This window comes from Mesorhizobium sp. FG116 (assembly GCF_057809835.1).
In genome coordinates this window covers 43,405-69,725 of record NZ_JBMDKS010000022.1, presented here as the reverse complement: position 1 = coordinate 69,725, position 26,321 = coordinate 43,405, and the positions used below count along the sequence as shown (strand labels likewise).

Below are 26,321 nucleotides of genomic sequence, written 5' to 3'. Positions count from 1 at the left end.
GGCATGACCAAGCCCAAGCTAAAAGATCAGCCTGCAACCAAAGGTGAGTTGAAGCCCAAGACGAAAGTGCCTTCAGCACCCACGTCCCGCGCCCGAGCTGCCCGTTCGAAATCGCTCTACAGCGCTGCCGAAGTTCACGAGATTTTCCGGCGCTTTTCAGCCCAACGGCCCGAGCCGAAAGGCGAATTGGAGCATGTAAACGCCTTTACGCTGCTGGTGGCGGTAGTGCTGTCGGCACAGGCGACTGACGTTGGCGTCAACAAGGCGACGCGCGCCTTGTTCAAGGTCGCGGATACGCCCGAAAAGATGCTGGCGCTTGGCGAGGCCAAGGTCGGCGAATATATCCGCACCATCGGCCTGTGGCGCAACAAGGCTAAGAACGTGATTGCCCTGTCCGAGGCGCTCATTCGCGATCATGGAAGCGTGGTGCCGGATGACCGCGACGAGTTGGTCAAGCTGCCGGGGGTTGGGCGCAAGACCGCAAATGTCGTTCTCAACATGGCTTTCGGTCAGCACACGATGGCGGTCGACACCCACATATTGCGCATCGGCAACAGGCTTGGTCTTGCACCGGGCAAGACGCCCGAACAGGTCGAACGCGGGTTGGTCAAGATGATCCCTGATGAATACATGCGCCATGCCCACCACTGGCTGATCCTGCACGGGCGCTATGTCTGCAAGGCGCGCAAGCCGGATTGCACGTCCTGTGTCATTGCCGACATCTGCAAAGCTGCGGAAAAGACCACCAGCATACCGGCACCGCTCGTCGCGCTGGAGCCAGTGGCAGCCACCGCCCTATAGGCCGTAGCCGCGCGCCATCGCCGCTGCGAAGACCGGGATCAGCAAGAAGACGATTGCCTGCGCCAGAATTGCCTTTCTGACGGACGCGAGTTCATCGTCCGGAACCTTGAAGGCCGCATTGGCAGCGATCTGGCGATTCCAGGCGATGATGCGCATGGTTGGCTTAATGGACAGGATTCCCACAACGGCAAAGGCCGCGATCTTTGCCCAGAACACCCAGTTGTAGACGTAGAACTCCCAGCCCTTGAGGCCATAGAGAACACGCGCCAGGCCGGCGATGATGACCAGCATTGCGAGCATGCCGTAGTGGCGGTCGACGCGCCCAAGCCGACGCAGGGTCGAGGCGTCCAACGTGTTGCGTATGAGAACGAATTCCGCCGCGATGATGCCTGCCAGCGAAAACACGAGGAGATGGTGCAGGATGGCGAGTATGAGGTCGGTAGTGTCCATGGCTAGCTCCGGCTTGGCTTGGATGCGGGACGGAAGTTAGCAGCCGTTCGTGAAAATCCCATATGGGAAAAACCACCGTTCGACGTTGACGCTGCCTGCTGGCAGCCTACCTCATCCCAAATGAGCGGATTGAAGCGGCCCCTCAACGCCATGCCCGATGACGTGCGTGCGCTACTTGATGCGCGCGGACTGGCGCAAGCCTATGGCGCGCGTCCAGCCTATCAACGCAACGACTATCTCGGCTGGATCGCCCGCGCCAAGCATGCTGAAACGCGCCGGAAACGCGTCGACCAGATGCTGGACGAACTACAGCGTGGCGGCGTCTACATGAACATGGTCTGGCGCGGCTGAACGCTCTGCCTTCTTCAATGCTGGAGTATGAACCCGATGACGCACGCGCGTACCAGCGCTCCGGTCCTTGAAACGGAGCGGACGATCCTGCGATCCCACAAGCTGGAAGATTTCGACGCATATTGCGCCATGGGAACCGAGCCTGCCGTTTTCCGCTTCATCGGCGGCAGGGCGCGCACCCGCGAGGAAAGCTGGCAGCGGCTGCTCAGGCATGGCGGCATGTGGTCGCTGATCGGCTACGGGTTCTGGGCCATCGAGGAAAAGGCCAGCGGCCGTTTCATCGGAGAGGCCGGGTTTCACGATCTGAAGCGGGACATGGTGCCTTCGATCGAGGGCGTACCCGAGGCAGGCTGGGGCTTTGTCGCCGACGTCCACGGCAAAGGAATTGCCACCGAGGTGGTCAATCGGTTTCTTGCATGGGGTGACGAGGTTTTCGGTTCGGCGCGAACCGTCTGCATCATCGATCCGGAGAACACTGCATCGCTGAATGTCGCGCAAAAATGCGGCTACCGGGAGGTGCTTCGCACGCTCTACAACGAGCATGACACGATCCTGCTGGAAAGGACTGGCCTCGGCTGAGCTTACGCCCCCGCTAGCCTTGTTCTCGCCTGTTGGGCAGCCTGCTCGAGGTCCTGGGCGTCGTTGCCGAAAGCGCGTGTTGCCTGTGCTGCCGCCTCAAGCAGAGGAGGCGTCATGCGGCGCAGGAATGTCTCGTCAACGCGGGAACGAGGCCCGGCCAGCGTCATCGCCCCCAACAATGCGCGGCCCGGACCGAACACCGGGGCCGAGATGCCGGAAGTCTCAGGGTCACGGTCGCCGATTGAGAGGCAGCAATAAGCGGAGCGGATTTTGTCGCACTCCGCACCTTTTTCACCTGAAAAGGCCGATAGCACCCGACCGCCTGAACCGATGCCGAGCGGCAGGATATCACCTTCGCGCACCGTGTAGCGGATGGGATGCTTGGATTCGATCCGATACAGACACGTTCTGAAATTGCCCGCGCGAACGTAGAAAGCGACGCTTTCCCAACTCAGTTCGGCGAGGTCGCGCATGACCGGCAGCAGGATTTCCGCCGTCACTACGGAACGTTGATAAAGTGTCCCGAGGCGGAATGCCGCATGGCCGACACGGTAACGGCCATCCTCGGATCGCTCCAGCAATTGCCCACGCAGAAGTGATCCGCATATGCGCAGGATCGTGCTTTTATACAGGCCTGTGCGACCGGCAATTTCAGCTAGGCTGAGCGATGGGTCGGAAGCCGTGAATGCGCCAAGGATTGCGATGGCGCGATCCAACGCCGCCACGCCGTCGCCAGCCGGCCTGTCCTGCCCGTTGGATGTGCGGCGTGTGGCCACGGCCTTTCCTCGTTTTCATATAGTTTTCCTGTAAATATGCGTTCTGTCTAGCAGAATGATGTTCCGCTTGACAGAACATGGGGAGGATTGCACATTTTTTGACGACGAGCCCTATCGCGGGTTACGTTTCGCAGGCGCCAGGAGGAGGCGCCACAGACTGGAGGAACCTCATGTTGAATAGACGCCGATTCCTGGCGGGCACCGCTATGGCTGGTGTAGCCGGGCTGGTAGCATCGCATACCACGCTCGCACTTGCGCAGGATGCACCGCAGCTTTCAATCTTCGTGCCTGCCGCGCCCGGCGGCGGCTGGGACCAGACGGCCCGCACGATGGATCAGGTCATGCGCAAGGAAAACCTGATTTCGGGCTCGCAGATCACCAATGTGGGCGGTGCCGGTGGCGCCGTCGGCCTGCCGCAGTTCGTCAGCCAATGGGCCGGCAAGGGCAATTCGCTGATGGTGGCGGGCATGGTCATGGTCGGCGCTTTGCTGACCAACAAGTCGCCCGTCACGCTGGATCAGGTAACCCCGATTGCCCGCTTGACCGGCGAGTTCGAGGCGATCGTCGTCCCGGCCGCATCGCCGTTCAAGACGGTGCAGGACTTCGCAGCCGCCCTTAAAGCCGACCCGACCAAGGTCCCTGTCGCCGGCGGTTCCGCTGGTGGTTCAGACCACATCCTGTTCGGCCTCATCGCCAAGACCGTCGGCGTGCCGGCCACCAGCCTTTCCTACGTGCCGTTCGCGGGCGGCGGCGAGGCACTGGCGGCGTTGCTCGGCAACCAGGTTGCAGCCGGTATCTCCGGCTATGGCGAATTTGCCGAGCAGGTGAAGGCTGGAACGCTGCGGCTTCTCGCCGTGTCGTCCGGCGAGCGCCAGGAAGGCATTGATGCGCCGACGCTGAAAGAGTCCGGCATCGACGTCGAGCTGTTCAACTGGCGCGGCGTGTTTGCGCCTCCCGGCATTTCGGACGACGACAAGGCCGCCATGATCGCACTGGTCTCGAAGATGGCGGGTTCGGCTGCGTGGGCCGAAGAGTGCAAGAATCGCAACTGGTCGTCGATCCTGCTCACCGGCGACGATTACGTGAAGTTCGTCAACGAAGACAGGACGCGCATCGAGGCGATCCTGAAGGATCTTGGCCTCGCATAGGATATCGCCGGGGCGGCCCAAGGGTCGCCCCGTTTCCTCTTTTCCAATCGCCTGACGATGCGGTCGTCTGGATTCTTTAGTCCTGCGTCAGACAAGCCGCCAAGCTGCGGTGGTCACGGGAGGTGATAATGACGAACGGTGAACAGCCTGCCGTGCAACCACGCCTTGCGGTCCCCGAATTCCTGATTGGCCTTGGCATGCTGGCGGCGTCGGGAGCGGCGCTTTGGCAAACCTTCGCGATCCCGATCTCCCCGCTCTACTCGAAAGTCGGGCCAACCGTATTTCCCTACATCACCACCTTTGGCATGACGTTGCTTTCCGTGCTGCTGATCGTGAAAGCGGTCCGTGGCGGTTGGCAGCCCGAGGAAGAGAAAGAAACGCCGACCGACTGGAAGGCTATGGGCTTCGTCGTCGCCGGTCTGGTCGCCAATCTCGTGCTGATCCAGCCGCTCGGGTTCACCGTGGCATCGGTCGCCATGTATGTGCTGGTCTGCTACGGCTTTGGCAGCCGCAATCCGTTGCGGGATGCGCTGATCGGGCTGGTTCTGGCGCTTGCCGCCTATTTCGGCTTCGCCAAGGCGCTTGGCGTGAATATCGGCGCCGGCTTCATCGAAAACCTGCTGGGAGCCTGACATATGGACACTCTCAGCCAACTGGCACACGGCTTTTCGGTCGCCTTCACACCCGTCAATCTGCTTTGGTGCCTGCTTGGAACGACGCTCGGCACGGCCATCGGCGTGCTGCCGGGTCTCGGGCCGGCGCTCACCATCGCGCTGTTGTTGCCGATCACCTACCAGGTAGCGCCGGAAGCATCGTTCATCCTGTTTGCCGGCATCTATTACGGTGCCATGTATGGTGGCTCGACCACCTCGATCCTGCTCAACACGCCGGGTGAAAGCGCAACCATCGTCACCGCGCTGGAGGGCAACAAGATGGCCCGCTCCGGGCGTGGCGGGGCGGCGCTTGCCACATCCGCCATCGGTTCGTTCGTGGCCGGCACCATCGGTACGCTGGGCGTTGCGTTCCTGGCGCCGGTTGTCGTCGGCATCGCGCTGGCCTTCGGTCCGGCTGAATATTTTTCACTGATGGTGCTAGCGTTCATAACGGTTTCCGCCGTGCTGGGCTCCTCGGCAGTGCGTGGCCTTACCAGCCTCTTCATCGGGTTCGTCATCGGACTGATCGGCGTCGATCTCCAGACTGGGCAACCGCGCTTCACATTCGGTTCGACCGAATTGCTTGACGGCATCGATGTCATCATTGGCGCGGTTGGCTTGTTCGCGGTCGGCGAAACGCTTTACGTCGCCTCGCGCCGCTATGCCGGCAAGGACGAAATCGTGCCGCTGCGTGGCTCACTCTACATGACCGCGCAGGAATGGGGACGTTCATGGAAGGCGTGGATCAGGGGTGCTCTCATCGGCTTCCCCATTGGCGCGATGCCGGCAGGCGGCGCTGAAATCCCGACCTTCCTTTCCTATGCGCTCGAAAAGAAGCTTTCCAAGCACAAGGAAGAGTTCGGCACGGTCGGCGCCATCGAAGGCGTGGCTGGTCCGGAAGCTGCCAACAACGCTTCGGCGGCGGGCGTCCTGGTACCCATGCTGACGCTTGGCCTGCCGACATCGGCGACCGCCGCGATCATGCTCTCCGCCTTCCAGAGCTACGGCATCAATCCCGGACCTTTGCTTTTGACGACACAGGGCAACCTTGTCTGGGGTCTGATCGCCAGCCTTTTCATTGCCAACGTCATCCTCGTCATTCTGAACCTGCCGTTGATCGGCCTGTGGGTGCGCCTGCTGAAGATTCCCGCGCCGCAGATGTATGCCGGCATCCTGGTGTTCGCTACCGTTGGCACGTACGGCATTTCACGGTCAGTCACCGACCTCGTCGTACTCTATCTGCTCGGCGCGGCCGGATTCCTGATGCGCCGTTTCGATTTCCCCACCGCGCCAGTCATCATTGGCATGATCCTGGGGCCTTTGGCGGAAGCGCAGTTCCGCCGCGCCATGACCATCTCGAACGGCGACTGGACGGTGTTCTTCACCCATCCACTATCGCTGTTCCTGCTTACGCTTGCGGCGCTCGGCATGTTCGGGCCGATGATCTGGTCTTACTACGACCGCAAGCGCTTGCGTGGACCAGAACATGTTCCCGGCGACGCCTGAGCGGTAAGCGGACGTGACAGACCTGCTTACCGGAATCCGGGTTCTCGACCTCACCAATGTGTTGGCCGGGCCCTATTGCGCCTATCAGCTGGCGTTGCTCGGAGCCGACGTCATAAAGGTCGAGGCCCCATCGGGGGGTGATCTGGCAAGGCAGCTCGGTGCTTCCGCCAAGCTCAACGAAGCCGGGATGGGGGCATCTTTTCTCGCGCAGAACGCAGGCAAGCGCTCGGTCGTGCTTGATCTCAAGGACGCTGGCGACCGGGAGCGGTTTCTCGATCTCGTCGCAACGGCAGATGCATTGGTCGAGAATTTCCGGCCCGGCGTCATGGCGCGACTTGGCCTAGGCTACGGAGCCTTGAAAGAGGTACGGCCAAGTCTCGTCTATTGTGCGATTTCGGGTTTCGGACAAACCGGTCCGATGCGCGACAATCCGGCCTACGACCAGATCATCCAAGGTCTGTCCGGCATCATGAGCATCACCGGCACGCCCGAAACCGCACCTCTTCGCGTCGGCTATCCAGTGGCCGACACCTTGGGCGGGCTGGTCGGCGCGTTTTCGATCGCTGCGGCATTGGTTCGGCAAAAGGCGAGCGGGCAGGGCGCTTTCCTCGACGTGTCGATGCTGGAGTGTACCCTGTCAGCCTTGGGCTGGCCGGTGTCCAACTATCTCACAGCTGGCGTCGATCCGCGCCCCATGGGCAACGACAACATGACCGCCGCACCCTCCGGAACATTTCGCACGGCCGATGGACTGCTCAATATCGCGGCGAACAAGCAGGAGCAGTTCGTGGCGCTGTGCCAGCTCATCGGAGTGCCGGAATTGGCGCTCGATCATCGGTTTTCGGAGCGCGAGGCGCGCAAACGCAACCGTAGCGCGCTGACGGTGCTGATCGAAGCTGCACTTGCCGCTGAGCCAGCCGCGGTTTGGGAAGAGCGGATGAACCGGGCCGGCATTCCCGCCGGCAGGGTGCTGACAATTCCGCAGGTGCTTACCGAAGCGCAAGTGGTGGAGCGCAAGCTGACAACCCGTTTTGAAGCGGTTCCGGGTGTCGAAGGCCCGTTGACCGTTGTTCGCGGCGGCGTTCTCGTCGATGGAGAAGCCCCATCGCCTATCGTGCCGCCACCGGCGCTCGGCCAGCACATGGACGAGGTTTTCTCTAACCTGCCCAAGCGCGCCAAGGTGCGGGCGTGAGCGAGCGGGACAAAGGCGAGGGCCAGGCACGCGGTGAGCAATGGTGGGAAACCTCCATCATCGAGATGATGCCCGGCATCATCCGACTGCGCGGCTACGAGATCCAGGATCTCATCGGGCGTGTCAGTTTTCCGGCAACGATCTGGCTGATGCTGCGTGGCGAACTGCCAGGCGACCAACAGGCGGAACTTCTGGGCATTGCGCTGGCCGCAGCAGTGGACCACGGGCCGCAGGCCCCTTCGATTGCGATTGCCCGCATGGCGGCAACCTGCGGCGTCGGCATCAACAGCGCCATGGCGTCGGCCATCAATGTCCTCGGCGATGTGCATGGTGGAGCCGGTGAGCAGGCGCTTTCGTTCTACGGCGATATCGCCGCGGCCATGGATGAAGGCACGGCAATCGAACAAGCCGTTGCTTTCAGACTGGACAAGTTTTTTGCAGAAGAGCGCGGCTATGTGCCGGGCTTTGGCCATCGTTTCCACCCGGTCGATCCGCGTGCCCCGCGCCTTTTGGAAATCACGCGGGATTTTGCGGCTCGTGGCGTGATCGGTGGGCGCTTTGCCGCCATCGCGGAAATGATCGAAGCGGAAATCGCGCGCAGGAAAGGTAGGAAAATTCCGCTCAATATCGATGGCGCCACCGCGGTCATCTATGGCGAGCTCGGGTTTCCCCCGCCGCTCACGCGCGGCCTGTTCGTGCTGTCGCGTTCTGTCGGCATCCTTGCGCATGCATGGGAGCAATCGCAACGCGGCGAGCGCAACAAGGGGCCGCTGCCGCGCGAATGGCTATGGGCCTATACCGGCCCGTCGAAACGTGAATTACCCGATAAAGATTCGGGCAACTAGCGTTACTCTTCCGCAGGTATCGTCAGCGTCTTCAGCAGGCTGGACAGTTCCGGCTCATCGATCAGGGTGGCCGCCTGCGCAGGAGATAGCCATGCGCGCTGGCGCTTTGCCGTTTCCTTCCACTTCGGCAACTCGTCTTCGACCTTGAGCAGATAGACGGTGACGTCCACGCGCACGAAGCCTGCCGAAAGCCGCTTCCAGTATGAATAAGCGCCGGCTGGAGCCTTGAGCGTCTTGCCGGCCACGCCGGCTTCTTCCTCCGCCTCGATCGTCGCCGCCTTACGCCCGCTCTTGCCCTTCATCGGCCAGCCCTTGGGCACGACAAAACGTTTGGTTTCGCGCGACGTAACCAGCATCACCTCGATCTCGCCGGTCTCGCCGACGCGGAAGGGAATAGCAGCGACCTGCCGAACCCTTTCGCCCTTCTTGGCCTTGCGGATGGCCTTCTTCTTCGGTGTCGGCATGTGACTATCTCGTTCGTCGCCCATATAGACCAATCGCTGGTCGCCAGAATGACGCTCGCGCACCGATTCTGTTGCTACAAGATAGACGGCTAATGATTTCAGGCAAACCGCGCTAGCGGCATTTCTTCACATATGTGTTGCCGAAAACTTCGGTTCTGCAGTTGGAGCCGATCGTTGGTACGCTCGGACGTTGCACTTGCAGCGGTACGACCTGCTGCCTGTCCTGCTGACGAAATTGCTCCTGCTGCTGCTGGAATTGCTGCCGCTGCAATTGGTTTTGCAGCACCATGAGTTCGGTTGCCCGATCCTGGGCCGCGGAGAGGCCGGGGTTAATGGAAGCCAGAGGCTCTGCCGCCTGCGAAAATGCCGGCACTACGGAAAGTAGTCCCAGACTTGCGTAAAGAACGATCATCAGTTTTCCAGTTCGTGGCATGGCGGATTCAACCTACTATGCCCAAACATATAGGGTGTGATTGCGAAAAGTGGAATCCGGTATTCGAAATGCCTGTCCGGAAAACGGGTTGGGATCGGTTGTCTCGCTTTGATGGATGGTATGCCAGAAAAGGAAAGGCCGCCTTGCGGCGGCCTTTCCTTACCCTCGTTGCCTCCTGGGCAACGTGAATGAACTGATTAACGGCAGCTGTCGGTGTCGCCAACGCAGGTGGCGATTTCGCCGAACTTGGTGTTCAAAGCGGAGCCGAGCATGCCGGCGCCGACGATGATCGCCAGAGCGATCAGAGCTGCGATGAGGCCGTATTCGATAGCCGTGGCGCCCGACTCGTCCTTGACGAAACGCGAAAGAAGCTTGGTCATGAGAGTATTCCTTTTGCCCAGGTTGTGACTTCCGTAAAACGGTCTCTTGTCGAACCGTGGCCTAACCTTGCAGGGAACCAATTTCGGTTGCGTTAAAGGGAATGGTAAACGAAATGTAGTGCCGGCGCGTGCTTAACAAATGCCGAACTGATTTGTCGTTTTTCTATCCATTTCTTCAGTAGCGCGGCATTCTGCTCTTCAATTTGAAGGGCGTTTGAAGCCTGGGGAAGGGTTAAGGCGTGTTGCGATCTTTCAGATACGCCAAACACTCATAGCTTGTTCGATTTTTTGAATGTCTTGTCCGAATCCGAAATCGAATTCGGGACCGATACACTGGGAAGAAGCTGATTGGCTGTGGGGCGCGGACTGGCGCGCGCACCAGTGACCTTATGCCGTAGCTAGTGCGCCTGTTTGACCACGCATTGCCGCCCTCGTGCAGAAGATGGAGAATGCGAGAACGGCTAGGCCTGCTGGAATATCGCAGAGGTGATGGCCGCCATGCACCAGTACTGCCGGCAACACAAACACATTGATCGTCAGATAGACAGGAAACAGCCATCGCACGTTACGTGCATAGTAGGAGGCCACGAACGCGAGCACGATATGAAACGACGGGAATGCGATAAGCCCGCGAAACTCGTCCGGACTTAGATACGGTGCTCCATTTCGTAGCAAATCCAGTATTGCCAAACCGTAGTTGGGATCGACAATCGGACGAACCGCCAGCAGCACGTCCTGGGGTACCGTCTGATAGGCCTTCGCTCCTGCGCTGGGGAAAAGGCCCCAGAACATCACGGCGATCGTGCCGGCTATGACGACGGTGATCATCAGGCCATGCAAGTCGTCAAGGCGGGAACCAAGGCTCAGTACCACAAGCAGCAACGCAATCTGCGGCAGAGTGACGACATAGGAAAGGCGCATAAGTTCGTTAAACCACGGATGATGAGCCGCCCATCCGAGCATTCCCGGCCAGTCGTAACCCAAGGCTGCATCGATCTGGAAGAGCCAATGATCGATTGTTGGTCGTGGATTCGGCGTCAATAGATAATTGAACAGCGACATTGCCGCTGTGAAAGCGATGAATAGACCGGCGCTTGTCGCCATGGCCCCGATCTGCTCGCTTCTACCAGATCTCCGGTAGAAGAAGCCGAGCAGCAAAAGCCCGGATATAAGCAAGGCTAGCGAACCGTAAGCGGCAAGATCGACCCGTGAACCGCGTGCGAGGATCAGGATTACGTTTGCCACTGCTGCCGCAACAGTCACCCTGAGGACGAAAGCTTCTGCAGGAAAGAGATGTGTCGCTGCTCTTTTCATGGTCCCTGCTTTGCACAAGAAACTCAAGAATTCGCTAATCGGCGTGGCGTAGAAGCCCGTGGCGCGGCCCTTCAATTTCTCGTTTGAACGATTGCACCGAGGCGTCGTCCGCCATATCTGTCTATCCGAAACAGACATTGGAAAGATCTGGATGTTTCGCTTTGTGTTCCGTTTGGCTGCGATGATTTCGCTGTCGGTTGCCGTTATCATGGCGGTGCTTGACGCAACGCGCACCGTTGCTGCCTCGCAATTGGTCCTGACGCCGCTCAAGACGAGCTGGAATGCCGTATCGCCTCAGACAATGAGCACGGCGGAAATATTCGTGCGCGAAAAAATGGCGCCGGTTCTGTGGGACGCTGGCGCCAACTGGCTGCTCAGCCTGCCCGGCTGCGTGGTTTTCGCCGGCCTTGCGCTTGCATTCTACGCTGTTGGCTACAGGCGCGAGCGGACCACAAGACGGTACGCCGCGACCTGACATCTTTCCGGTGCCTTGGCGCAATGAAAGGAAGACGAGTTGTTTTTTCTCAGTGATATCCTGAACAAGAAAATTACCTTGCCGAAAGCCGGCGAGGCTCTCCCCGGCCGCGACAAGGCTATTCCCACAGCGGCCAAGCATTATGTGTCCAGGCATCCGCTCAAGGGACCGTATCCGGAAGGGCTGGAGATGGCCATGTTCGGCATGGGCTGCTTCTGGGGTGCCGAGCGGCTGTTCTGGCAAACGGAAGGCGTGTGGGTAACCGCGGCCGGCTATGCCGGTGGCCTCACGCCCAACCCTACCTATCAGGAAACCTGCACGGGCCTGACTGGCCACGCCGAGGTGGTGCTTGTGGTATTCGACCCGAAGGTCGTTTCCTACGGCGCATTGCTCAAGCTGTTCTGGGAAAGCCACGACCCGACGCAAGGCATGCGCCAAGGCAACGATGTCGGCACCACTTACCGCTCGGTGATCTATACCTATGGCGAAGCCCAGTACCAGGCGGCGATTGCATCGCGCGATGCCTACGAAGCCTCCTTGCGCAACGCTGGCCGCAGCAAGATAAGCACGGAGGTTTCACCCGCGCCCGAGTTCTATTTTGCCGAGGAAGAACACCAGCAATATCTGGCCAAGAATCCGAACGGCTATTGCGGCCTTCAGGGAACGGGCGTGCCGTGCCCGATTCCGGTTGCTGCTTCGGCCTGATGTGGTGGAGGTAACACCAGGTCGCGCCATCGCGGTTTGGTGATTGCGATTTTCCAAAAGGTCAAAAATTCCGGATGAATTTTGTTTCGGGCCATGCCAGATTGGTCTTGGCGGGAGCCGAGGTTTCCGCCCAATCTGCGCGCCGGTGCTGAAAGTGACCGGCGCGCTGCACTACAACGGAAAAACAACCGACAGGGTGTGGACCACATGAAACGTATCGTCCTCGGCCTTCTGGCCGCTACAGCCATGATTTTCCCGGCTTTCGCCGCGGACATCCAGCCGGCTCTGCTGTACGATCTCGGCGGAAAGTTCGACAAATCCTTCAACGAGGCTGCCTATAACGGAGCCGAGAAGTTCAAGACCGAAACCGGCATTGCCTATGTCGAGTTCGAGGTTTCAAACGCCTCGCAGCGCGAGCAGGCGCTGCGCCGCTTTGCCGAAGACGGCCGGAGCCCGATCGTCATGGCAGGCTTCTCCTGGGTCGATTCCCTGAAGAAGGTTGCCGCCGAATATCCTGAACTCAAATTTGCGATCATCGATGACTCGGTCGACCTGCCGAACGTGCGCTCGCTGGTGTTCAAGGAACACGAAGGCTCCTATCTGGTCGGCGTCATGGCGGCGATCGCCTCCAAGTCCAAGAAGGTCGGCTTCATCGGCGGCATGGACATTCCGCTGATCCGCAAGTTCGGTTGCGGCTATGTCGGCGGCGCGAAGTCGGCGGGCGCAACGGACGTCATCCAGAACATGACCGGCGATACGCCGGCAGCCTGGAACGACCCGGCCAAGGGCGGCGAAATCGCCAAGACCCAGATCGACCAGGGTGCGGATGTCATCTATGCCGCAGCCGGCGGCACCGGTGTTGGTGTTCTGCAAGCGGCCGCAGACGCCGGCAAGCTCGGCATCGGCGTCGATTCCAACCAGAACGGCCTGCAGCCCGGCAAAGTGCTGACCTCGATGCTCAAGCGCGTCGACGTCGCCGTCTACAACTCGTTCATGGATGCCAAGGACGACAAGTTCACCGCCGGCCTGAACAATCTCGGCCTCAAGGAAGGTGGCGTCGACTACGCCATGGACGACAACAATAAGGATCTCGTCACGGCTGACATGAAGGCAGCGGTCGAAAAGGCCAAGGCCGACATCATCGCCGGCACGGTCGAGGTTCATGATTACACGTCGGACAGCGCCTGCCCTTACTAATTACGGATGGCCATTTTTTTTAGAATGAAAGACGCTGGGGGGAACCCCAGCGTCTTTCTGGGTTCGATAGTTGCCGTTGATTCGATATGGACACCGTGGGGGCACGATGATCCGTTTATCGCCGATTGCTTTCACAATGGCATTGATGACCTAAGTTTTAGGTGCGGTCGTCTCAGTACTAAGAACATTTCAAAGAATATTGACTATATTGAAATAAGCACTGGCCTTTGCAATTGGGAAAAATACTTTGACTCCCAGCGGGAAGGCGACGGGGCGAGATTCGAACGATGTGTTAGTTGGGGAGAGTCTCCTAAAGAGTTCACAGGTGGGCCAGTCTGCTTAGTAAGATTTGAAGGTCTTCTTAGTGAAGAGGCCAAGTGTATTCTCAATAGCGAAAGGCGCCATATTGCTGAGCGAGATATGACATCCGAGTTTCAGAAATTAATTAATAATTTTTGTTGCGCGATAAATATCGCGAGGCCGGGTTGTTTTTCTTTTCATCCTGTAGATTCTGCGGCGGATAGATACAGAGCAATTGGATCATTTAATGGTTTCTGGAGATATATTCATGTATTGAATGATAAGCTCGGCTGGCCGACCTTCCGACAGTTTAATACGCCTTCCGTATGGGAGTGGTACTCTGGTATATCTGGTGTGATTGTTGGTAGCGATTCATCGAGTCTATCGAGAGCGCTTGCTATATACACTCGACTTTTTCGGCAACACTACATAAGCGATGAGTTGCAGGACATTGTTTGGAGTGTTGCTGGAATCGAAGCGTTGCTTGGCGAAACTGGATACACCATAGTTGGTGCTCTAAAGTCTAAGTTGAAGGTCGTTTTTCCTGGAATTCAAACGGCGAAATTAGATGTAGAAAAGACAATAGGAAAAATGTACGGGATCAGATCTTCTCTGGTTCACGGATCAGAAAAGCTCCCTGGCAGATTTAGCCTTGAGAAGCGTAAAGAATCGGATGACATACACGAATCTTTTGCTGCGGGTATTCTTTTGGGTCTCCTACAGGTTGCTTATCAAAGGAAGATATCTGATTTTCGATTTGAACATGTTTTCGTTTAATAATCAGGGTATGCTTCACAACTTTCCGGCAAAATAACCAAGGCAGAAGGCTACGATCAGGCCAAGCGCAACGATCATGCCGCGTTTTTTGTCCGTTGCGTGGGATCCAGTGTCAGTAACATTACGCCCAAGAGTGGAAACGGGGGCACCAACGGGTGCAAAATTTCCGCCAGCGTCCCGGCCGGCGCCCTGCATTTGCGGCAGCCCGGATATGCGCTGAAGCACCGAGTTCCAGCCTTCGTCGGCGTGACTGCTGTCATTGTCGCCAAGATCGAACACATGCGCCCGCTCTGCCATCTGTAGCACGGCATCGCGAAATGCAGAGTCGAGTTCCAGATCGCGCTCGGCGCGTTCCCGTTCGTCGTCGTCCATGAGGCCAAGCACGTAGCTGCCGGCCCGCTTGATGCGGTCGCGTTCACCTGTCATTGCCACTGTCCCCCAGAGGCAGGACCTGTCGATCCGGCCGCGTCTATTTACCAGTGCGGCGGTTTCGTTACCGGTATCTCGCCGGCTGACTGCTCTTCCAGTTCCAGGAAGCGGTCGGTCAGCGCGTCGAGTTTATGCTGCAGGCGTTCAATTACTTTCCATTGTTCGGCAATTTGGCCGGATAGCTCTTCGATGATTTTTTCCTGTTCGGCGGAACGGATTTCCAGCGCCGTCTGCCGATCGTCCGTCGTGATCATCCGCTGAATCCTTCGTCTTGTCATCCACCCGACAATAAACATCTGCCGGCGCCTGTTCCTGCAATTATCACGGCACGGTGTGGTGAGGGAAATTGACAAGCGGTCCGCCTTTTGTCGAGAGTGGACCTGATTGGCACCGTCATCGGGCCATGCTAGTCATTTTTGACCAAGCGATAAAAAACAATGGGAACAGCCGCATGGGACAGGCCGCCATCGAATTGATCGGCATCAACAAGAGTTTTGGCGCTGTCCATGCCAATCGCGACATCAATCTCGAAATCCCGCGCGGTACCATCCACGGCATCGTCGGCGAGAATGGAGCGGGTAAATCGACGCTGATGTCGATCCTGTACGGATTCTATCAGGCCGACAGCGGCGAAATCCGGGTCAACGGCAAGCCGGCGGCCATCAAGACCTCAAACGATGCCATCGCGGCCGGCATCGGCATGGTGCACCAGCACTTCATGCTGGTGGAGAACTTCACCGTGCTGGAAAACATCATCCTCGGAGCGGAAGGCGAGGCGCTGCTCAAGACCAGCATTGCCAAGGCGCGCTCCGAACTTCATCGGCTTGAACGCGAATACGGCCTCGAAGTCGACCCCGATGCCATAATCGAAGAACTGCCGGTCGGCATCCAGCAGCGGGTGGAAATCCTCAAGGCGCTTTATCGCGGTGCCGAAATCCTCATCCTCGACGAACCCACAGGGGTTCTTACGCCGGCCGAGGCCGACCATCTCTTCCGCATCCTCAATCAGTTGAAGGAGCAGGGCAAAACGGTCGTACTGATCACGCACAAGCTGCGTGAGATCATGGCGATCACCGACAATGTCTCGGTCATGCGGCAAGGCACCATGGTGGCGACGCGCGAAACCAAGAAGACAACGGTCGAGGAACTGGCCGAACTCATGGTCGGCCGGCGCGTCCTGCTTCGTGTCGAAAAGGGCGCGGCAAACCCAGGCGCGGTCAAGCTCGCGGTTTCCAACCTGACCGTGCGCGACCAGCGCGGCGTGACCATGGTTGACGATGTTTCGTTCGACGTTCGCGCGGGAGAGATCGTCGGCATCGCTGGCGTTGCCGGCAATGGCCAATCGGAGCTGATCGAGGCGATTTCCGGCATCCGGCGCGCCCTGTCGGGATCTGTCCTGCTCGACGGAACGCCCATCGACGTGACGGGCACAGCCGACCCCGGCGAATTGCGCGACCGTGGCCTCGCCCATGTGCCGGAAGACCGTCATCATGTTGGGCTGGTGCTGGCATTCGAGGAAAACGAGAATTCGATCCTCGGCTACCATGACGACGAACGCTACCGCAAAGGTCTGCTTCTCGACATCGATGCCATCCGCAACGATGCGAAGTCAAAGATCGAGGGCTACGACATTCGGCCACCGGATTGTCGGCTGAAGACAGCGAATTTTTCCGGCGGCAATCAGCAGAAGATCGTGCTCGCGCGCGAAATGGAGCAGGACCCCGGCGTCCTCATCGTCGGACAGCCCACGCGCGGCGTCGATGTCGGCGCCATCGAGTTCATCCACAAGCGTCTCATCGCCATGCGCGACCAGGGCAAGGCCGTCTTGCTCATCTCGGTCGAGCTGGACGAGATCCGTTCGCTCTCCGACCGCATCCTTGTCATGTTCGCCGGCCGCATTGTTGGCGAACGCGGACCGGAAGCGAGCGAAGGCGAGCTTGGCCTGCTCATGGCGGGTGTCGAACAGCGGGAGGCCGCAGAGTGAGCACCCCTTACGCCAAGCTTCCCGCCTGGGCCGATTACGGACTGATTCCGCTGATCAACCTGGCGGTTGCCTTCATCGTCGCCGGTTTCGTCGTCCTTCTGGTCGGTGAGAACCCGTTTCGAGCCGCCGCCATTCTCGTCGAAGGCGCGTTCGGGCGCGGGCAGGGCATCGCCTTTACGCTCTACTACGCCACCACCTTCATTTTCACCGGGCTCTCCGTTGCCGTGGCTGTGCATTGCGGGTTGTTCAACATCGGCACCGAGGGCCAAGCGTATATCGCCGGCCTCGGCGTCGCGGTGGTCTGTCTCACATTCGACGCAACCTTGCCGTGGTGGCTGACCTTTCCGCTGGCAACGCTAGCGGCGGCGGCGATGGGTGCGCTGTGGGCGCTGATCCCCGCTTACCTGCAAGCCAAGCGTGGCTCGCACATCGTCATCACCACCATCATGTTCAACTTCATCGCCGCTTCGATCATGGTGTACCTGCTCGTCGGCATGTTGAAACCCGTCGGCTCGATGGCTCCGCAAACGCGCATCTTCCTTGAAGGCGCGCAACTGCCAAAACTCAACTGGGTCATCGAACTGTTTGGCGCCCGCGTGCGTTCGGCCCCGCTCAACATTTCCTTCCTGCTCGCGTTGTTGATGGCTTTCCTGACATGGGTGCTGATCTGGCGCACGCGGCTCGGATACGAGATCCGCACCTACGGACACAGCCCCAAGGCGGCGCGTTATGCCGGCATCTCGGAAACCCGCATCATCATCATCACCATGATGATCTCCGGTGCGCTGGGCGGCATGATGGCGCTCAACCCAACCATGGGCGACCAGCACAATGTGGCGATCGATTTCGTCAGCGGAGCCGGTTTCGTCGGCATCGCCGTGGCGCTTATGGGGCGCTCGCATCCAGTCGGCATCGTGCTCGCCGCAATCCTGTTCGGCATGCTCTATCAGGGCGGGGCTGAACTGGCCTTTGAAATGCCTGCGATCAGCCGAGACATGATCGTCATCATCCAGGGGCTGGTCATCCTGTTCGCCGGTGCGCTGGAGCACATGTTCAGGCCGTCTATCCAGGCACTGTTCGCGTCGTTCAGTCCGAAGTCCGTCGGCATGGCTGCGGCCAAGGGCAAGGGGGCGTAGCATGGACATCTTCAACATCATCATCCAGACGCTCGACTCCACTCTTCGCCTGTCCGTGCCGCTGTTGCTGGCCTGTCTCGCCGGCCTCTATTCGGAACGCTCCGGCATCTTCGACATCGGCCTTGAAGGCAAGATGCTGGTCGGCGCCTTTGCCGGTGCCGCCGCCGCGTCCGTTTTCCACTCCGCCTTCATCGGGCTCGGCATGGCGATCCTCATCTCGATCTCCTTTGCCATGATCCATGGCTTTGCCTCGATCACTCATCGCGGCAACCAGATCGTGTCCGGCGTCGCCATTAACTTCATCGCAGCAGGCTCCACGGTCATTCTCGGCCAGGCATGGTTCCAGCAAGGCGGGCGCACGCCGGCACTGGCCGAAGGCGAACGGTTCTCGCCCATCACCTTGCCCGGGGCCGACGCAGTCAAGGATGTTCCCGTGCTCGGTCACCTCTATTCCGAGCTGTTGTCGGGGCACTCTCTGATCGCCTACATCGCCTTTGCCATGGTGCCGATCACCTGGTGGGTGCTTTACCGCACGCGCTTCGGCCTGCGCCTGCGCGCCGTCGGCGAAAACCCGGCGGCCGTCGATACCGCAGGCATTTCGGTTACGTGGCTGCGCTATCGCGCGCTTTTGTGCACCGGCGTGTTGACCGGACTGGCCGGTGCATACCTCTCGATGACGCAAAACGGCGGCTTCGTAAAAGACATGACCGCCGGCAAGGGCTACATCGCGCTTGCCGCACTCATCTTCGCCAAGTGGAAGCCGGTCAACGCCATGTTCGCCTGCCTGCTGTTTGGCTTCCTCGACGCATTGGCGATCCGTCTTCAGGGCACGCCGCTGCCGATCATCGGCAAGGTGCCGGTGCAGTTCATGCAGGCGCTGCCCTACATTTTGACTGTCGTGCTGCTGGCTGGCTTCATCGGCAAGGCGATCCCGCCGCGTGCCGGCGGCGTGCCATACGTGAAGGAGCGCTGAGCATGATCCAAGAAGGTGGATGCCGGTAATGTCGCACGACCTCTACCTCGCCGCGAAAGCGGCCATGGCCAAGGCCTATGCGCCCTATTCGAAATTTCCGGTCGGCGCTGCCATCCGCACCGAGGATGGCCGGGTTTTTGCCGGGGCCAACATCGAAGTTGCGTCTTATCCCGAAGGCTGGTGCGCCGAAACCACGGCGCTCGGGCATTACATCATGGGCGGAGGCGGCAAGATCGTCGAAATCGCCGTGATCGCAGAGCGCATGGCCAAATGTTCGCCCTGCGGGGGATGCCGCCAGCGGCTGGCCGAGTTCACCCGGCCAGACACCCGGCTCTATCTCTGCGATGAAACCGGCGTAGCTGAAACCGTAACGATGGGCGACATGCTGCCCTACGGCTTCCGCGGCGATATCCTCAAATGAAGCAGGCAATCGACCGTCTCACGGAACGGCTGGACGGGCTGATGCCCACGACAGCCATGGTATTGGGCTCCGGTCTTGGCAATCTCGCTGATCAGATAGAAGACCCCATCCGCGTTCCACATTCCGAATTGCCGGGATTTCCCAAAAGTGGCGTCACCGGCCATGTCGGCGAGGTCGTGGCTGGCAGTTTCGCCGGCCAGCCGGTGCTGATGCTGTCAGGCCGCGCCCACTACTACGAGCACGGCGACGCCGCCGTCATGCGCCCGGTCATCGAGACGCTTGCCGGCCTCGGCGTAAACAAGCTCATTTTGACCAATGCGGCTGGCTCGCTGGATCCCGAAATGCCGCCCGGCTCGATCATGCTGATCGCCGATCACATCAATTTTTCAGGCTCGAACCCGTTGTTCGGCGAGCCGAGCGACCGCCGTTTCGTCGGTCTCACCGAGGCTTACGACGCCGATATGCGCTCGGCCTTTGAAACAGCGGCGAAGGCCACTCACACCCAGTTGCACAAGGGCGTCTATATGTGGTTCTCGGGGCCGTCCTTCGAGACGCCCGCCGAGATCCGCATGGCGCGGGTGTTCGGAGCCAACGCGGTCGGCATGTCCACCGTGCCCGAGGTCATCCTGGCCCGCTTTTTCGGGCTTCGCGTTGCCGCCTGTTCGGTCATCACCAACTTTGCCGCCGGAATGACCGGTGCCGAACTGTCGCATCAGGAAACCAAGGACATGGCGCCACTTGGCGGCGCGCGCCTGGCAACTGTTCTCAAATACGTCTTTCGCAAGAGGCTGCTCGATGGATAGCGGCCTCTCATGCTGGCAAGAAGGCAGCGAGGACCGGTAATGCTGCCCCAGGAATTCATCCGCGCCAAGCGCGACGGCGGCAAGCTGGCGGCTGGCGACATCGCAGCTTTCATCTCAGGTCTTGCTTCCGGCACGGTTACGGAAGGGCAGGCGGCGGCTTTTGCCATGGCCGTGTTCTTCAACGGCATGAATCGCGACGAGGTTGTTGCGCTCACGCTCGCCATGCGCGACTCGGGCGATGTGCTCGACTGGTCGGACCTGCCGGGTCCGGTCAGCGACAAGCATTCCACGGGCGGCGTCGGCGACAACGTATCCTTGATGCTGGCGCCGATCGTTGCAGCCTGCGGAGCCTATGTGCCGATGATTTCCGGCCGTGGCCTTGGCCACACCGGCGGCACGCTGGACAAGATGGATTCCATTCCGGGCTATGCTTCGCAGCCCGACCTTGCGCTGTTTCGCAAGGCGGTTGTCGAAACCGGTGCCGCGATCATCGGGCAAACCGCCGATCTCGCTCCGGCCGACAGGCGGCTCTATGGCATTCGCGATGTCACCGCGACGGTCGAGTCGGTTCCGCTCATCACGGCGTCCATCCTGTCGAAGAAGCTGGCCGCCGGCCTCAAGTCGCTCGTTCTCGACGTCAAAGTCGGCAACGGCGCTTTCATGGAAAAGTCGCGCGACGCGACGGCCTTGGCAACCAGCCTGGTCGAGGTCGCGAACGGTGCCGGCCTGAAAGCCTCCGCGCTGATCACTGGCATGAACGAGCCGCTTGCCTCCGCAGCCGGCAATGCCGTCGAGGTTCAGAATGCGGTCGATTTCCTGACCGGACGTTTGCGCGACAAGCGGCTGGAGGATGTCACTTTGGCGCTTGCCGCCGAAATGCTGCAACTGGCGGGCCTTGCCTCATCCAATCAGGATGGCTTTCGCCGTGCCGGCGAGGCTTTGGAAGGTGGGCGCGCGGCTGCCGTGTTTGCGCGCATGGTCAGCGTCCTCGGCGGCCCCGCTGACTTGATCGACAAGCCTGAAAAATATCTGCCGAAAGCGCCGGTCGAGCGACCGGTCAAAGCGCAACAAGGTGGCTTTGTTACTGGTGTTGCCACGCGCGCCATTGGGCTTGCCGTGGTCGAACTGGGTGGCGGGCGCACCCGGCCGGAAGACAAGGTCGATCATGCCGTCGGCCTTACGCGCCTGTTGCCTGTGGGTGCCGAAGTTCGCGTGGGCGACACATTGGCCCTTGTGCATGCGCGGAACGAGGATCAGGTGGAGCGAGCGTCCGCTGCGGTGCTTGCCGCTTACACAATCGGGCCGGCGCGGTCGTCACCGGACAAGGCGATCCTGCGCCGCGTACTCCCGCGCGATTGATGCTTCTATTTTACTGCGCCAGCAGCAGCGTGCCGTTCTCGGCCTTGTAGCTGGCAAGCCGACCAAGAAAGCTCATGCCGATCAGGTTGGTCTGCAGGGCCCGGTCATCGAGTACGATTGCCTGGACATTGTCCAGATTGATCTTGCCGATCTGTAGCCGGTCGATGGTCACGGCAGCGCCGCGGATCTTGCCGTTGGCGGTGCTGACTTCATGGCGGAAATCGGAAGGGTTCAATGAAATTCCGACCCGGCGCGCTGTCGATGTCGTAAGCGCAACCAATGTCGCGCCGGTATCGACCAGCGCGTCGATCTGGCGTCCATTCACCCTGAAGGGCGCTGAAAAATGCCCTGACTGGTCCTGCTGAAGCAACACCTTGCGTCCAAGCGGCTGTTCGACATTGCCTGGAGCCGGCGTTGTCAGGTTGATTTCTGAAGTTGTCGCGTCGGTTGGTTCGTCGGTCCCGTAGACCGATTTCAGCACCGTCTCGAAGGCTTCCGGATTCGACTGGTAGAGCGCGGGTATCGCGGTCGATACGCCGATAATAACTCCCAGAAAAAGCAGACTTCGCAGCATGGGCTTGCCCCGATCAGAGCGCCCAGCCTAGTCAGCTTATGGTATCCAGCGGTTTAAAAACGGCGCTTCGACCGTCAAATTATGTAAATTTCCGGTAAACGCTGGCTATTTCGTGCCGTACATGCGGTCACCGGCATCGCCGAGGCCGGGCATGATGTAGCCCTTCTCGTTGAGCTGGCGGTCGATAGATGCGGTGAACACCGGCACGTCCGGATGCGCGGTGGTGAAACGCTCGATGCCCTCCGGCGCTGCCAACAGGCACAGGAAGCGGAGATTGGTGGCGCCGCGCGCCTTCAGCTTGTCGATGGCCGCAATTGCCGAATTGGCCGTCGCCAGCATCGGGTCGACGACGATGACCAGCCGGTCGGCAAGATCGCTCGGCGCCTTGAAGAAATACTCGATCGCTTCCAGCGTCTCGTGGTCGCGGTAAAGTCCGATATGGGCGACACGCGCTGCCGGCACCAGATCGAGCAAGCCCTCCAGCAAGCCGTTGCCCGCGCGCAGCACGGACGCGAACACAAGCTTCTTGCCCTCAAGGATCGGTGCGTCGATCTCCTCGATTGGCGTCTGGATCTTGGTCGTCGTCAATTCGAGGTCGCGGGTCACCTCGTAGCAGAGAAGGAGCGAAATCTCGCGCAACAAACGCCGGAAGCCAGCCGTCGACGTTTCCTTGTTTCGCATGATGCTGAGCTTGTGCTGCACAAGCGGATGGTCGACGACGGTGACGCCCTTCATGATGTTTCTCCGTGTTTGGCAGCTATACTAGCGAGTGGCAGTTGCGCAAGAAACCGCCGGTCAGGTGCCAATCACAGCTTTCGCCGGCAGAATCAACGGCTACTGCTGCTGTTCAACCGGGAAAGCAGGTCAGACCGTGTCTTGCGGTCGACAAAGGCGGCCTCGATGGCGGTTTTCGTGACGGCGACAAGCGCCTTGTCGTCCATTCCGAAGTGCTCGCGCCCGATGTCATACTCGCGCTTCAGCGAAGTCCAAAAATAGGGCGGGTCATCGGAATTCAGCGTTACCTTGCAACCTGCTTCCTTGAGCGCCGGAAACGGATGGCTGGCGAAATCAGGAAAGACCGAAAGCGCGATGTTGGAACCGGGGCAGCATTCCAGCACGATGCCTTCGTCGGCGATGCGGCGCACCAGATCGGCATTCTCGATTGCCCGCACGCCGTGCCCTATGCGGGAAGGCCGGATATGGTCGAGCGCTGCGGCAACGCTTTCCCAGCCCATCAGTTCTCCGGCATGGATGGTGATGCCGAGGCCTGCTTCGCGCGCAATCTCGAAGGCGCGGACATAGTCCTCGAAATCGCCCATGCGCTCGTCGCCGGCAACGCCGAATCCGGTCACCAGCGGATGGTCGCATTTGGCTGCAAAGCGCGCCGCCTGCTCGATTGCCTCGACGCCGACATGGCGCACGCCGGTCACGATCATGCGGCCCTCGATGCCGGTCTTTGCCTTGGCGCGCAGCATGCCTTCGCCCAGCGCATCGGTATAGGCCTGCGGCGACAGTCCGGCGCGGATTGCATGGTCGGGCGAGGTGAACACCTCCGAATAAATGGCTCCGTCGCGCGCGAGGCTGGTCAGGTAGTGATCGGCCAGGAGAGCGTAGTCATCCTCGGATCGGAAAAGGTCCGCCGAAAAGTCGTATGCGGCAAGGAAACTGGTGAAATCATGCCAGACAAACGAGCCTTCCCTGATGAAGGGCGAGGGGTCCTTGCCGTATTTTTCCGCCTGCCGGATGACCAGTTCTGGAGAGGCCGCTCCTTCGATATGGCAGTGCAGTTCGGCTTTCAGCGGCATCGTTTTTCCTTCATCTGCAGCGGCTGAGCGCCGCGCCTAAAGACATAGCGCCCGGTATCCTGATCGGCTATGGTCCCGCCGGTTTTATGGCGGATCAAAATCATGTCAGTTGAAAGAACGACCGCTCAGGGCGGCATGGAAACATCGTACGGCTTTCGCCAGGTCGGCACCGGCGACAAGCAGCCGCTGGTCAACGAAGTGTTCCACAAGGTCGCCAACCGCTACGACCTGATGAACGACCTCATGTCTGCTGGCATGCACCGGCTGTGGAAAGACGCCATGGTCGCGTGGCTCAACCCCTCAAAACGTCCCGGCTGGAAGGTGCTCGATGTTGCCGGCGGCACCGGCGATATCGCGTTTCGCATCATCGAGGCCAGCCAGCGCAATGCCCATGCGACTGTGCTAGATATCAACGGCTCCATGCTTGATGTCGGCCGTGACCGCGCCGCCAAGAACGGGCTTGCCGCCAATGCCGACTTCGTCGAAGCCAATGCCGAGGAACTGCCGTTCGCCGATGCGACATTCGATGCCTATACGATCGCCTTCGGCATCCGCAACGTGCCGCGCATCGATAAGGCCTTGTCTGAAGCCTACCGCGTCCTCAAACCCGGCGGCCGCTTTCTCTGCCTAGAATTTTCCGACGTCGACATGCCGTTGCTCGACCGCGTCTACGAAGCCTGGTCGTTCAACGCCATCCCCCGCATCGGCAAGATGGTGACCGGCGACGGCGAGCCCTATTCCTACCTCGTCGAATCGATCCGCAAGTTCCCCGACCAGAAGAATTTTGCCGAAATGATCGCAAAAGCCGGCTTCGACCGCGTCACGTTCCGCAATTATTCCGGCGGTATTGCCGCGCTGCATTCGGGCTGGAAGCTTTGACGGGATCGGCCTCATGAGCAGTCTGGGTGCCGCGTTCCGCCTCGTGCGGGCTGGCTGGGTTCTGGTGCGGGAAGGCGTCGTGGCTGCCGTTCCCGGCGACCAGCTTTCCGGCCTGCCCAAGTTCGGCTGGCGCGTGGCCGTCATGTTCACGCGGCGGCGCGCGCTCAGCCAGCAGCGCACGGATAGGCTGGCGCGGGCGGTGGCGCGGCTCGGCCCCTCTTATGTGAAGCTTGGGCAGTTTCTTGCCACGCGCCCTGATGTGGTCGGCAACGACATCGCGCTCGACCTCGCTTTGCTGCAGGACAAGATGCAGACCTTCCCGAAGGCGGAAGCCATTGCGGCGGTCGAGGCTTCGCTCGGGCGGCCGGTCGGCGATCTCTATCTGAACTTTGGCGACGCGGTTGCCGCTGCCTCCATCGCGCAAGTGCATCCGGCTGAAGTCGATCAGGTCGGAGAGCGCAGGCACGTTGCCGTCAAGGTTATCAGGCCCGGCGTTCGCCGCCGTTTCCAGCACGATCTCGACAGCTACTTCCTAGCGGCGCGCCTGCAGGAAAAATACATACCCTCCTCGCGTCGCCTGAGGCCCGTAGAGGTCACCCAGACCCTTGCCCAGACCACGCGCATCGAAATGGACCTCCGGCTTGAAGGAGCCGCCCTTTCGGAACTTGGCGAAAACATCAAGGAAGATCCGGGCTTCCGCGTTCCAGCCGTCGATTGGGAACGCACGGGCCGCGACGTGCTCACCATGGAGTGGGTCGACGGCATCAAGATGAACGATGTCGCCGCGCTTGATGCTGCCGGCCATGATCTCAAGGCCATTGCCGCCAATCTTATTCAGTCGTTCCTGCGCCACACGCTGCGCGACGGCTTCTTCCACGCAGACATGCATCCGGGCAATCTCTTCGTTGAAGCCAACGGCACCATCGTCGCTGTCGATCTCGGCATAGCCGGCCGTCTCGGCAAGAAGGAACGCCGCTTCCTTGCCGAGATCCTCTACGGCTTCATTACACGCGACTACCTACGCGTGGCGGAAGTGCATTTCGAGGCCGGCTATGTGCCGCACAGGCACGATGTCGCGGCCTTCGCCCAGGCCATCCGCGCCATTGGCGAACCGATCCACGGCCAGCCGGCCGAAACCATTTCCATGGCCAAGCTGCTGACCTTGTTGTTCGAAGTCACCGAACTATTCGACATGGAGACCCGGCCGGAGCTGATCCTCCTGCAAAAGACCATGGTCGTGGTCGAGGGCGTAGCCCGTACGCTCGATCCGGCCTTCAACATGTGGAAGACCTCGGAACCGGTGGTCGGCGACTGGATCAGGTCCAATCTCGGACCGCGCGGCATGATCGCCGACGCCCGCGAAGGTTTCCACGCGCTCTCGTCTCTGGCCCGCCATCTGCCGGAAATGGCGACGCGCACCGAGCGGCTCTCGCGCGAGATCGATCTCATGGCTGAGAATGGCTTGCGTTTCGACGAGGCCACGGCTCAGGCCATCGGCAAGGCCGAGGCGTGCCACTCGCGTTCCGGGCGGCTTGCGCTTTGGGTCATCGCGCTTGCGCTCGTCTACATCGCTTGGCGCCTGTTCTGACTTGCTCGAAACGATAGCAATGCT

The 26,321-nt window shown here is 60.1% G+C and carries 31 protein-coding genes; 20 read left to right on the top strand and 11 right to left on the bottom strand.

Features of this window, described 5'->3' with window-relative positions:
* The first annotated feature begins 3 nt into the window (after window positions 1-3).
* Window positions 4-801: an endonuclease III gene (gene nth, locus ACODTY_RS17120; RefSeq protein ID WP_488995423.1), complete on the top strand. Its 798-nt coding sequence runs from the start codon at window positions 4-6 to the stop codon at window positions 799-801.
* Here the strand turns inward: nth and ACODTY_RS17115 are convergent.
* Window positions 796-1,251 (bottom strand): DUF2214 family protein, encoded by a 456-nt coding sequence (locus tag ACODTY_RS17115; protein ID WP_488995422.1) that lies wholly within the window; start codon window positions 1,249-1,251, stop codon window positions 796-798. The genes nth and ACODTY_RS17115 overlap by 6 nt on opposite strands.
* A gap of 120 nt (window positions 1,252-1,371) precedes the next feature.
* Between ACODTY_RS17115 and ACODTY_RS17110 the strand changes: the two genes are divergently transcribed.
* Window positions 1,372-1,602, top strand: a complete 231-nt coding sequence (locus tag ACODTY_RS17110) for a YdeI/OmpD-associated family protein (protein WP_488995421.1) — start codon at window positions 1,372-1,374, stop codon at window positions 1,600-1,602.
* A gap of 36 nt (window positions 1,603-1,638) precedes the next feature.
* A complete protein-coding gene (locus ACODTY_RS17105) occupies window positions 1,639-2,181 on the top strand; it encodes a GNAT family N-acetyltransferase (RefSeq protein WP_488995420.1) in 543 nt (180 codons plus the stop codon).
* 2 nt (window positions 2,182-2,183) lie between these two features.
* Here the strand turns inward: ACODTY_RS17105 and ACODTY_RS17100 are convergent, their stop codons facing one another.
* Entirely contained in the window at window positions 2,184-2,957 is a 774-nt protein-coding gene (locus ACODTY_RS17100) for an IclR family transcriptional regulator (protein ID WP_488995419.1), read from the bottom strand.
* 206 nt (window positions 2,958-3,163) lie between these two features.
* On the opposite strand from ACODTY_RS17100, the gene ACODTY_RS17095 reads away from it, so the two are divergent.
* The 5 genes from ACODTY_RS17095 (at window position 3,164) to ACODTY_RS17075 (ending at window position 8,301) form a co-directional block, all read left to right on the top strand.
* Complete coding sequence (locus tag ACODTY_RS17095; RefSeq protein WP_488995445.1) at window positions 3,164-4,105, top strand: Bug family tripartite tricarboxylate transporter substrate binding protein; 942 nt, start codon at window positions 3,164-3,166, stop codon at window positions 4,103-4,105.
* Window positions 4,106-4,233: 128 nt separating this feature from the next.
* Entirely contained in the window at window positions 4,234-4,737 is a 504-nt protein-coding gene (locus ACODTY_RS17090; RefSeq protein ID WP_488995418.1) for a tripartite tricarboxylate transporter TctB family protein, read from the top strand.
* Between the two features lie 3 nt (window positions 4,738-4,740).
* Window positions 4,741-6,264 (top strand): tripartite tricarboxylate transporter permease, encoded by a 1,524-nt coding sequence (locus ACODTY_RS17085; protein ID WP_488995417.1) that lies wholly within the window; start codon window positions 4,741-4,743, stop codon window positions 6,262-6,264.
* A gap of 13 nt (window positions 6,265-6,277) precedes the next feature.
* The gene (locus tag ACODTY_RS17080; RefSeq protein WP_488995416.1) at window positions 6,278-7,456 is read left to right on the top strand and encodes a CaiB/BaiF CoA transferase family protein; all 1,179 of its coding nucleotides are present in this window, start codon (window positions 6,278-6,280) and stop codon (window positions 7,454-7,456) included.
* Window positions 7,453-8,301: a citryl-CoA lyase gene (locus ACODTY_RS17075; protein ID WP_488995415.1), complete on the top strand. Its 849-nt coding sequence runs from the start codon at window positions 7,453-7,455 to the stop codon at window positions 8,299-8,301. The genes ACODTY_RS17080 and ACODTY_RS17075 overlap by 4 nt, the downstream gene beginning before the upstream one ends.
* Window positions 8,302-8,303: 2 nt before the next feature.
* On the opposite strand, the gene ACODTY_RS17070 is transcribed toward ACODTY_RS17075, so the two are convergent.
* The 4 genes from ACODTY_RS17070 to ACODTY_RS17055 all read right to left on the bottom strand — a co-directional run bounded on the left by ACODTY_RS17070 (window position 8,304) and on the right by ACODTY_RS17055 (window position 10,967).
* Entirely contained in the window at window positions 8,304-8,765 is a 462-nt protein-coding gene (locus ACODTY_RS17070; RefSeq protein WP_488995414.1) for an NUDIX hydrolase, read from the bottom strand.
* 112 nt (window positions 8,766-8,877) lie between these two features.
* Window positions 8,878-9,177 carry a hypothetical protein gene (locus ACODTY_RS17065; protein ID WP_488995413.1) on the bottom strand — a complete coding sequence of 100 codons (300 nt, stop codon included), beginning with the start codon at window positions 9,175-9,177 and terminating at the stop codon, window positions 8,878-8,880.
* Between the two features lie 218 nt (window positions 9,178-9,395).
* The gene (locus ACODTY_RS17060) at window positions 9,396-9,578 is read right to left on the bottom strand and encodes a Flp family type IVb pilin (RefSeq protein WP_488995412.1); all 183 of its coding nucleotides are present in this window, start codon (window positions 9,576-9,578) and stop codon (window positions 9,396-9,398) included.
* A gap of 387 nt (window positions 9,579-9,965) precedes the next feature.
* Entirely contained in the window at window positions 9,966-10,967 is a 1,002-nt protein-coding gene (locus tag ACODTY_RS17055; protein WP_488995411.1) for a phosphatase PAP2 family protein, read from the bottom strand.
* Between the two features lie 76 nt (window positions 10,968-11,043).
* Between ACODTY_RS17055 and ACODTY_RS17050 the strand changes: the two genes are divergently transcribed.
* From ACODTY_RS17050 to ACODTY_RS17035, 4 genes are all read left to right on the top strand, one after another.
* Window positions 11,044-11,367, top strand: coding sequence for a hypothetical protein (locus ACODTY_RS17050; protein WP_488995410.1), 324 nt, complete (start codon window positions 11,044-11,046; stop codon window positions 11,365-11,367).
* A gap of 39 nt (window positions 11,368-11,406) precedes the next feature.
* On the top strand, window positions 11,407-12,072 hold the full coding sequence (gene msrA, locus ACODTY_RS17045; protein ID WP_488995409.1) for a peptide-methionine (S)-S-oxide reductase MsrA: 666 nt from the start codon (window positions 11,407-11,409) through the stop codon (window positions 12,070-12,072).
* Window positions 12,073-12,279: 207 nt separating this feature from the next.
* Window positions 12,280-13,269 (top strand): BMP family lipoprotein, encoded by a 990-nt coding sequence (locus ACODTY_RS17040; protein ID WP_488995408.1) that lies wholly within the window; start codon window positions 12,280-12,282, stop codon window positions 13,267-13,269.
* 24 nt (window positions 13,270-13,293) lie between these two features.
* Window positions 13,294-14,346, top strand: coding sequence for a hypothetical protein (locus ACODTY_RS17035; RefSeq protein ID WP_488995407.1), 1,053 nt, complete (start codon window positions 13,294-13,296; stop codon window positions 14,344-14,346).
* A gap of 15 nt (window positions 14,347-14,361) precedes the next feature.
* Here the strand turns inward: ACODTY_RS17035 and ACODTY_RS17030 are convergent, their stop codons facing one another.
* Both ACODTY_RS17030 and ACODTY_RS17025 read right to left on the bottom strand, forming a co-directional pair.
* Complete coding sequence (locus ACODTY_RS17030; protein ID WP_488995406.1) at window positions 14,362-14,772, bottom strand: hypothetical protein; 411 nt, start codon at window positions 14,770-14,772, stop codon at window positions 14,362-14,364.
* A gap of 47 nt (window positions 14,773-14,819) precedes the next feature.
* Complete coding sequence (locus tag ACODTY_RS17025; protein WP_488995444.1) at window positions 14,820-15,026, bottom strand: SlyX family protein; 207 nt, start codon at window positions 15,024-15,026, stop codon at window positions 14,820-14,822.
* 200 nt (window positions 15,027-15,226) lie between these two features.
* On the opposite strand from ACODTY_RS17025, the gene ACODTY_RS17020 reads away from it, so the two are divergent.
* From ACODTY_RS17020 to deoA, 6 genes are read left to right on the top strand one after another with little or no spacing between them, the layout of a single operon-like run.
* Entirely contained in the window at window positions 15,227-16,759 is a 1,533-nt protein-coding gene (locus tag ACODTY_RS17020) for an ABC transporter ATP-binding protein (RefSeq protein ID WP_488995405.1), read from the top strand.
* A complete protein-coding gene (locus tag ACODTY_RS17015) occupies window positions 16,756-17,895 on the top strand; it encodes an ABC transporter permease (protein ID WP_488995404.1) in 1,140 nt (379 codons plus the stop codon). Before ACODTY_RS17020 ends, ACODTY_RS17015 begins: the two co-directional genes overlap by 4 nt.
* Before the next feature lies 1 nt (window position 17,896).
* Window positions 17,897-18,868 carry an ABC transporter permease gene (locus ACODTY_RS17010; protein ID WP_488995403.1) on the top strand — a complete coding sequence of 324 codons (972 nt, stop codon included), beginning with the start codon at window positions 17,897-17,899 and terminating at the stop codon, window positions 18,866-18,868.
* 28 nt (window positions 18,869-18,896) lie between these two features.
* Window positions 18,897-19,289: a cytidine deaminase gene (gene cdd / locus ACODTY_RS17005; protein ID WP_488995402.1), complete on the top strand. Its 393-nt coding sequence runs from the start codon at window positions 18,897-18,899 to the stop codon at window positions 19,287-19,289.
* Complete coding sequence (locus ACODTY_RS17000; RefSeq protein ID WP_488995401.1) at window positions 19,286-20,092, top strand: purine-nucleoside phosphorylase; 807 nt, start codon at window positions 19,286-19,288, stop codon at window positions 20,090-20,092. The genes cdd and ACODTY_RS17000 overlap by 4 nt, the downstream gene beginning before the upstream one ends.
* 39 nt (window positions 20,093-20,131) lie before the next feature.
* Window positions 20,132-21,451, top strand: coding sequence for a thymidine phosphorylase (gene deoA / locus ACODTY_RS16995; RefSeq protein ID WP_488995400.1), 1,320 nt, complete (start codon window positions 20,132-20,134; stop codon window positions 21,449-21,451).
* Window positions 21,452-21,461: 10 nt separating this feature from the next.
* Here the strand turns inward: deoA and ACODTY_RS16990 are convergent, their stop codons facing one another.
* The 3 genes from ACODTY_RS16990 to ACODTY_RS16980 all read right to left on the bottom strand — a co-directional run bounded on the left by ACODTY_RS16990 (window position 21,462) and on the right by ACODTY_RS16980 (window position 23,830).
* Window positions 21,462-22,025, bottom strand: coding sequence for a TIGR02281 family clan AA aspartic protease (locus ACODTY_RS16990; RefSeq protein ID WP_488995399.1), 564 nt, complete (start codon window positions 22,023-22,025; stop codon window positions 21,462-21,464).
* 105 nt (window positions 22,026-22,130) lie between these two features.
* Window positions 22,131-22,760 carry a uracil phosphoribosyltransferase gene (upp, locus tag ACODTY_RS16985; RefSeq protein WP_488995398.1) on the bottom strand — a complete coding sequence of 210 codons (630 nt, stop codon included), beginning with the start codon at window positions 22,758-22,760 and terminating at the stop codon, window positions 22,131-22,133.
* Window positions 22,761-22,852: 92 nt separating this feature from the next.
* Window positions 22,853-23,830 (bottom strand): adenosine deaminase, encoded by a 978-nt coding sequence (locus ACODTY_RS16980; protein ID WP_488995397.1) that lies wholly within the window; start codon window positions 23,828-23,830, stop codon window positions 22,853-22,855.
* Window positions 23,831-23,932: 102 nt separating this feature from the next.
* On the opposite strand from ACODTY_RS16980, the gene ubiE reads away from it, so the two are divergent.
* Both ubiE and ubiB read left to right on the top strand, forming a co-directional pair.
* Window positions 23,933-24,709, top strand: coding sequence for a bifunctional demethylmenaquinone methyltransferase/2-methoxy-6-polyprenyl-1,4-benzoquinol methylase UbiE (gene ubiE, locus ACODTY_RS16975; RefSeq protein ID WP_488995396.1), 777 nt, complete (start codon window positions 23,933-23,935; stop codon window positions 24,707-24,709).
* A 13-nt stretch (window positions 24,710-24,722) separates the two neighbouring features.
* Complete coding sequence (ubiB, locus tag ACODTY_RS16970) at window positions 24,723-26,297, top strand: 2-polyprenylphenol 6-hydroxylase (RefSeq protein WP_488995395.1); 1,575 nt, start codon at window positions 24,723-24,725, stop codon at window positions 26,295-26,297.
* Window positions 26,298-26,321 lie beyond the last annotated feature (24 nt).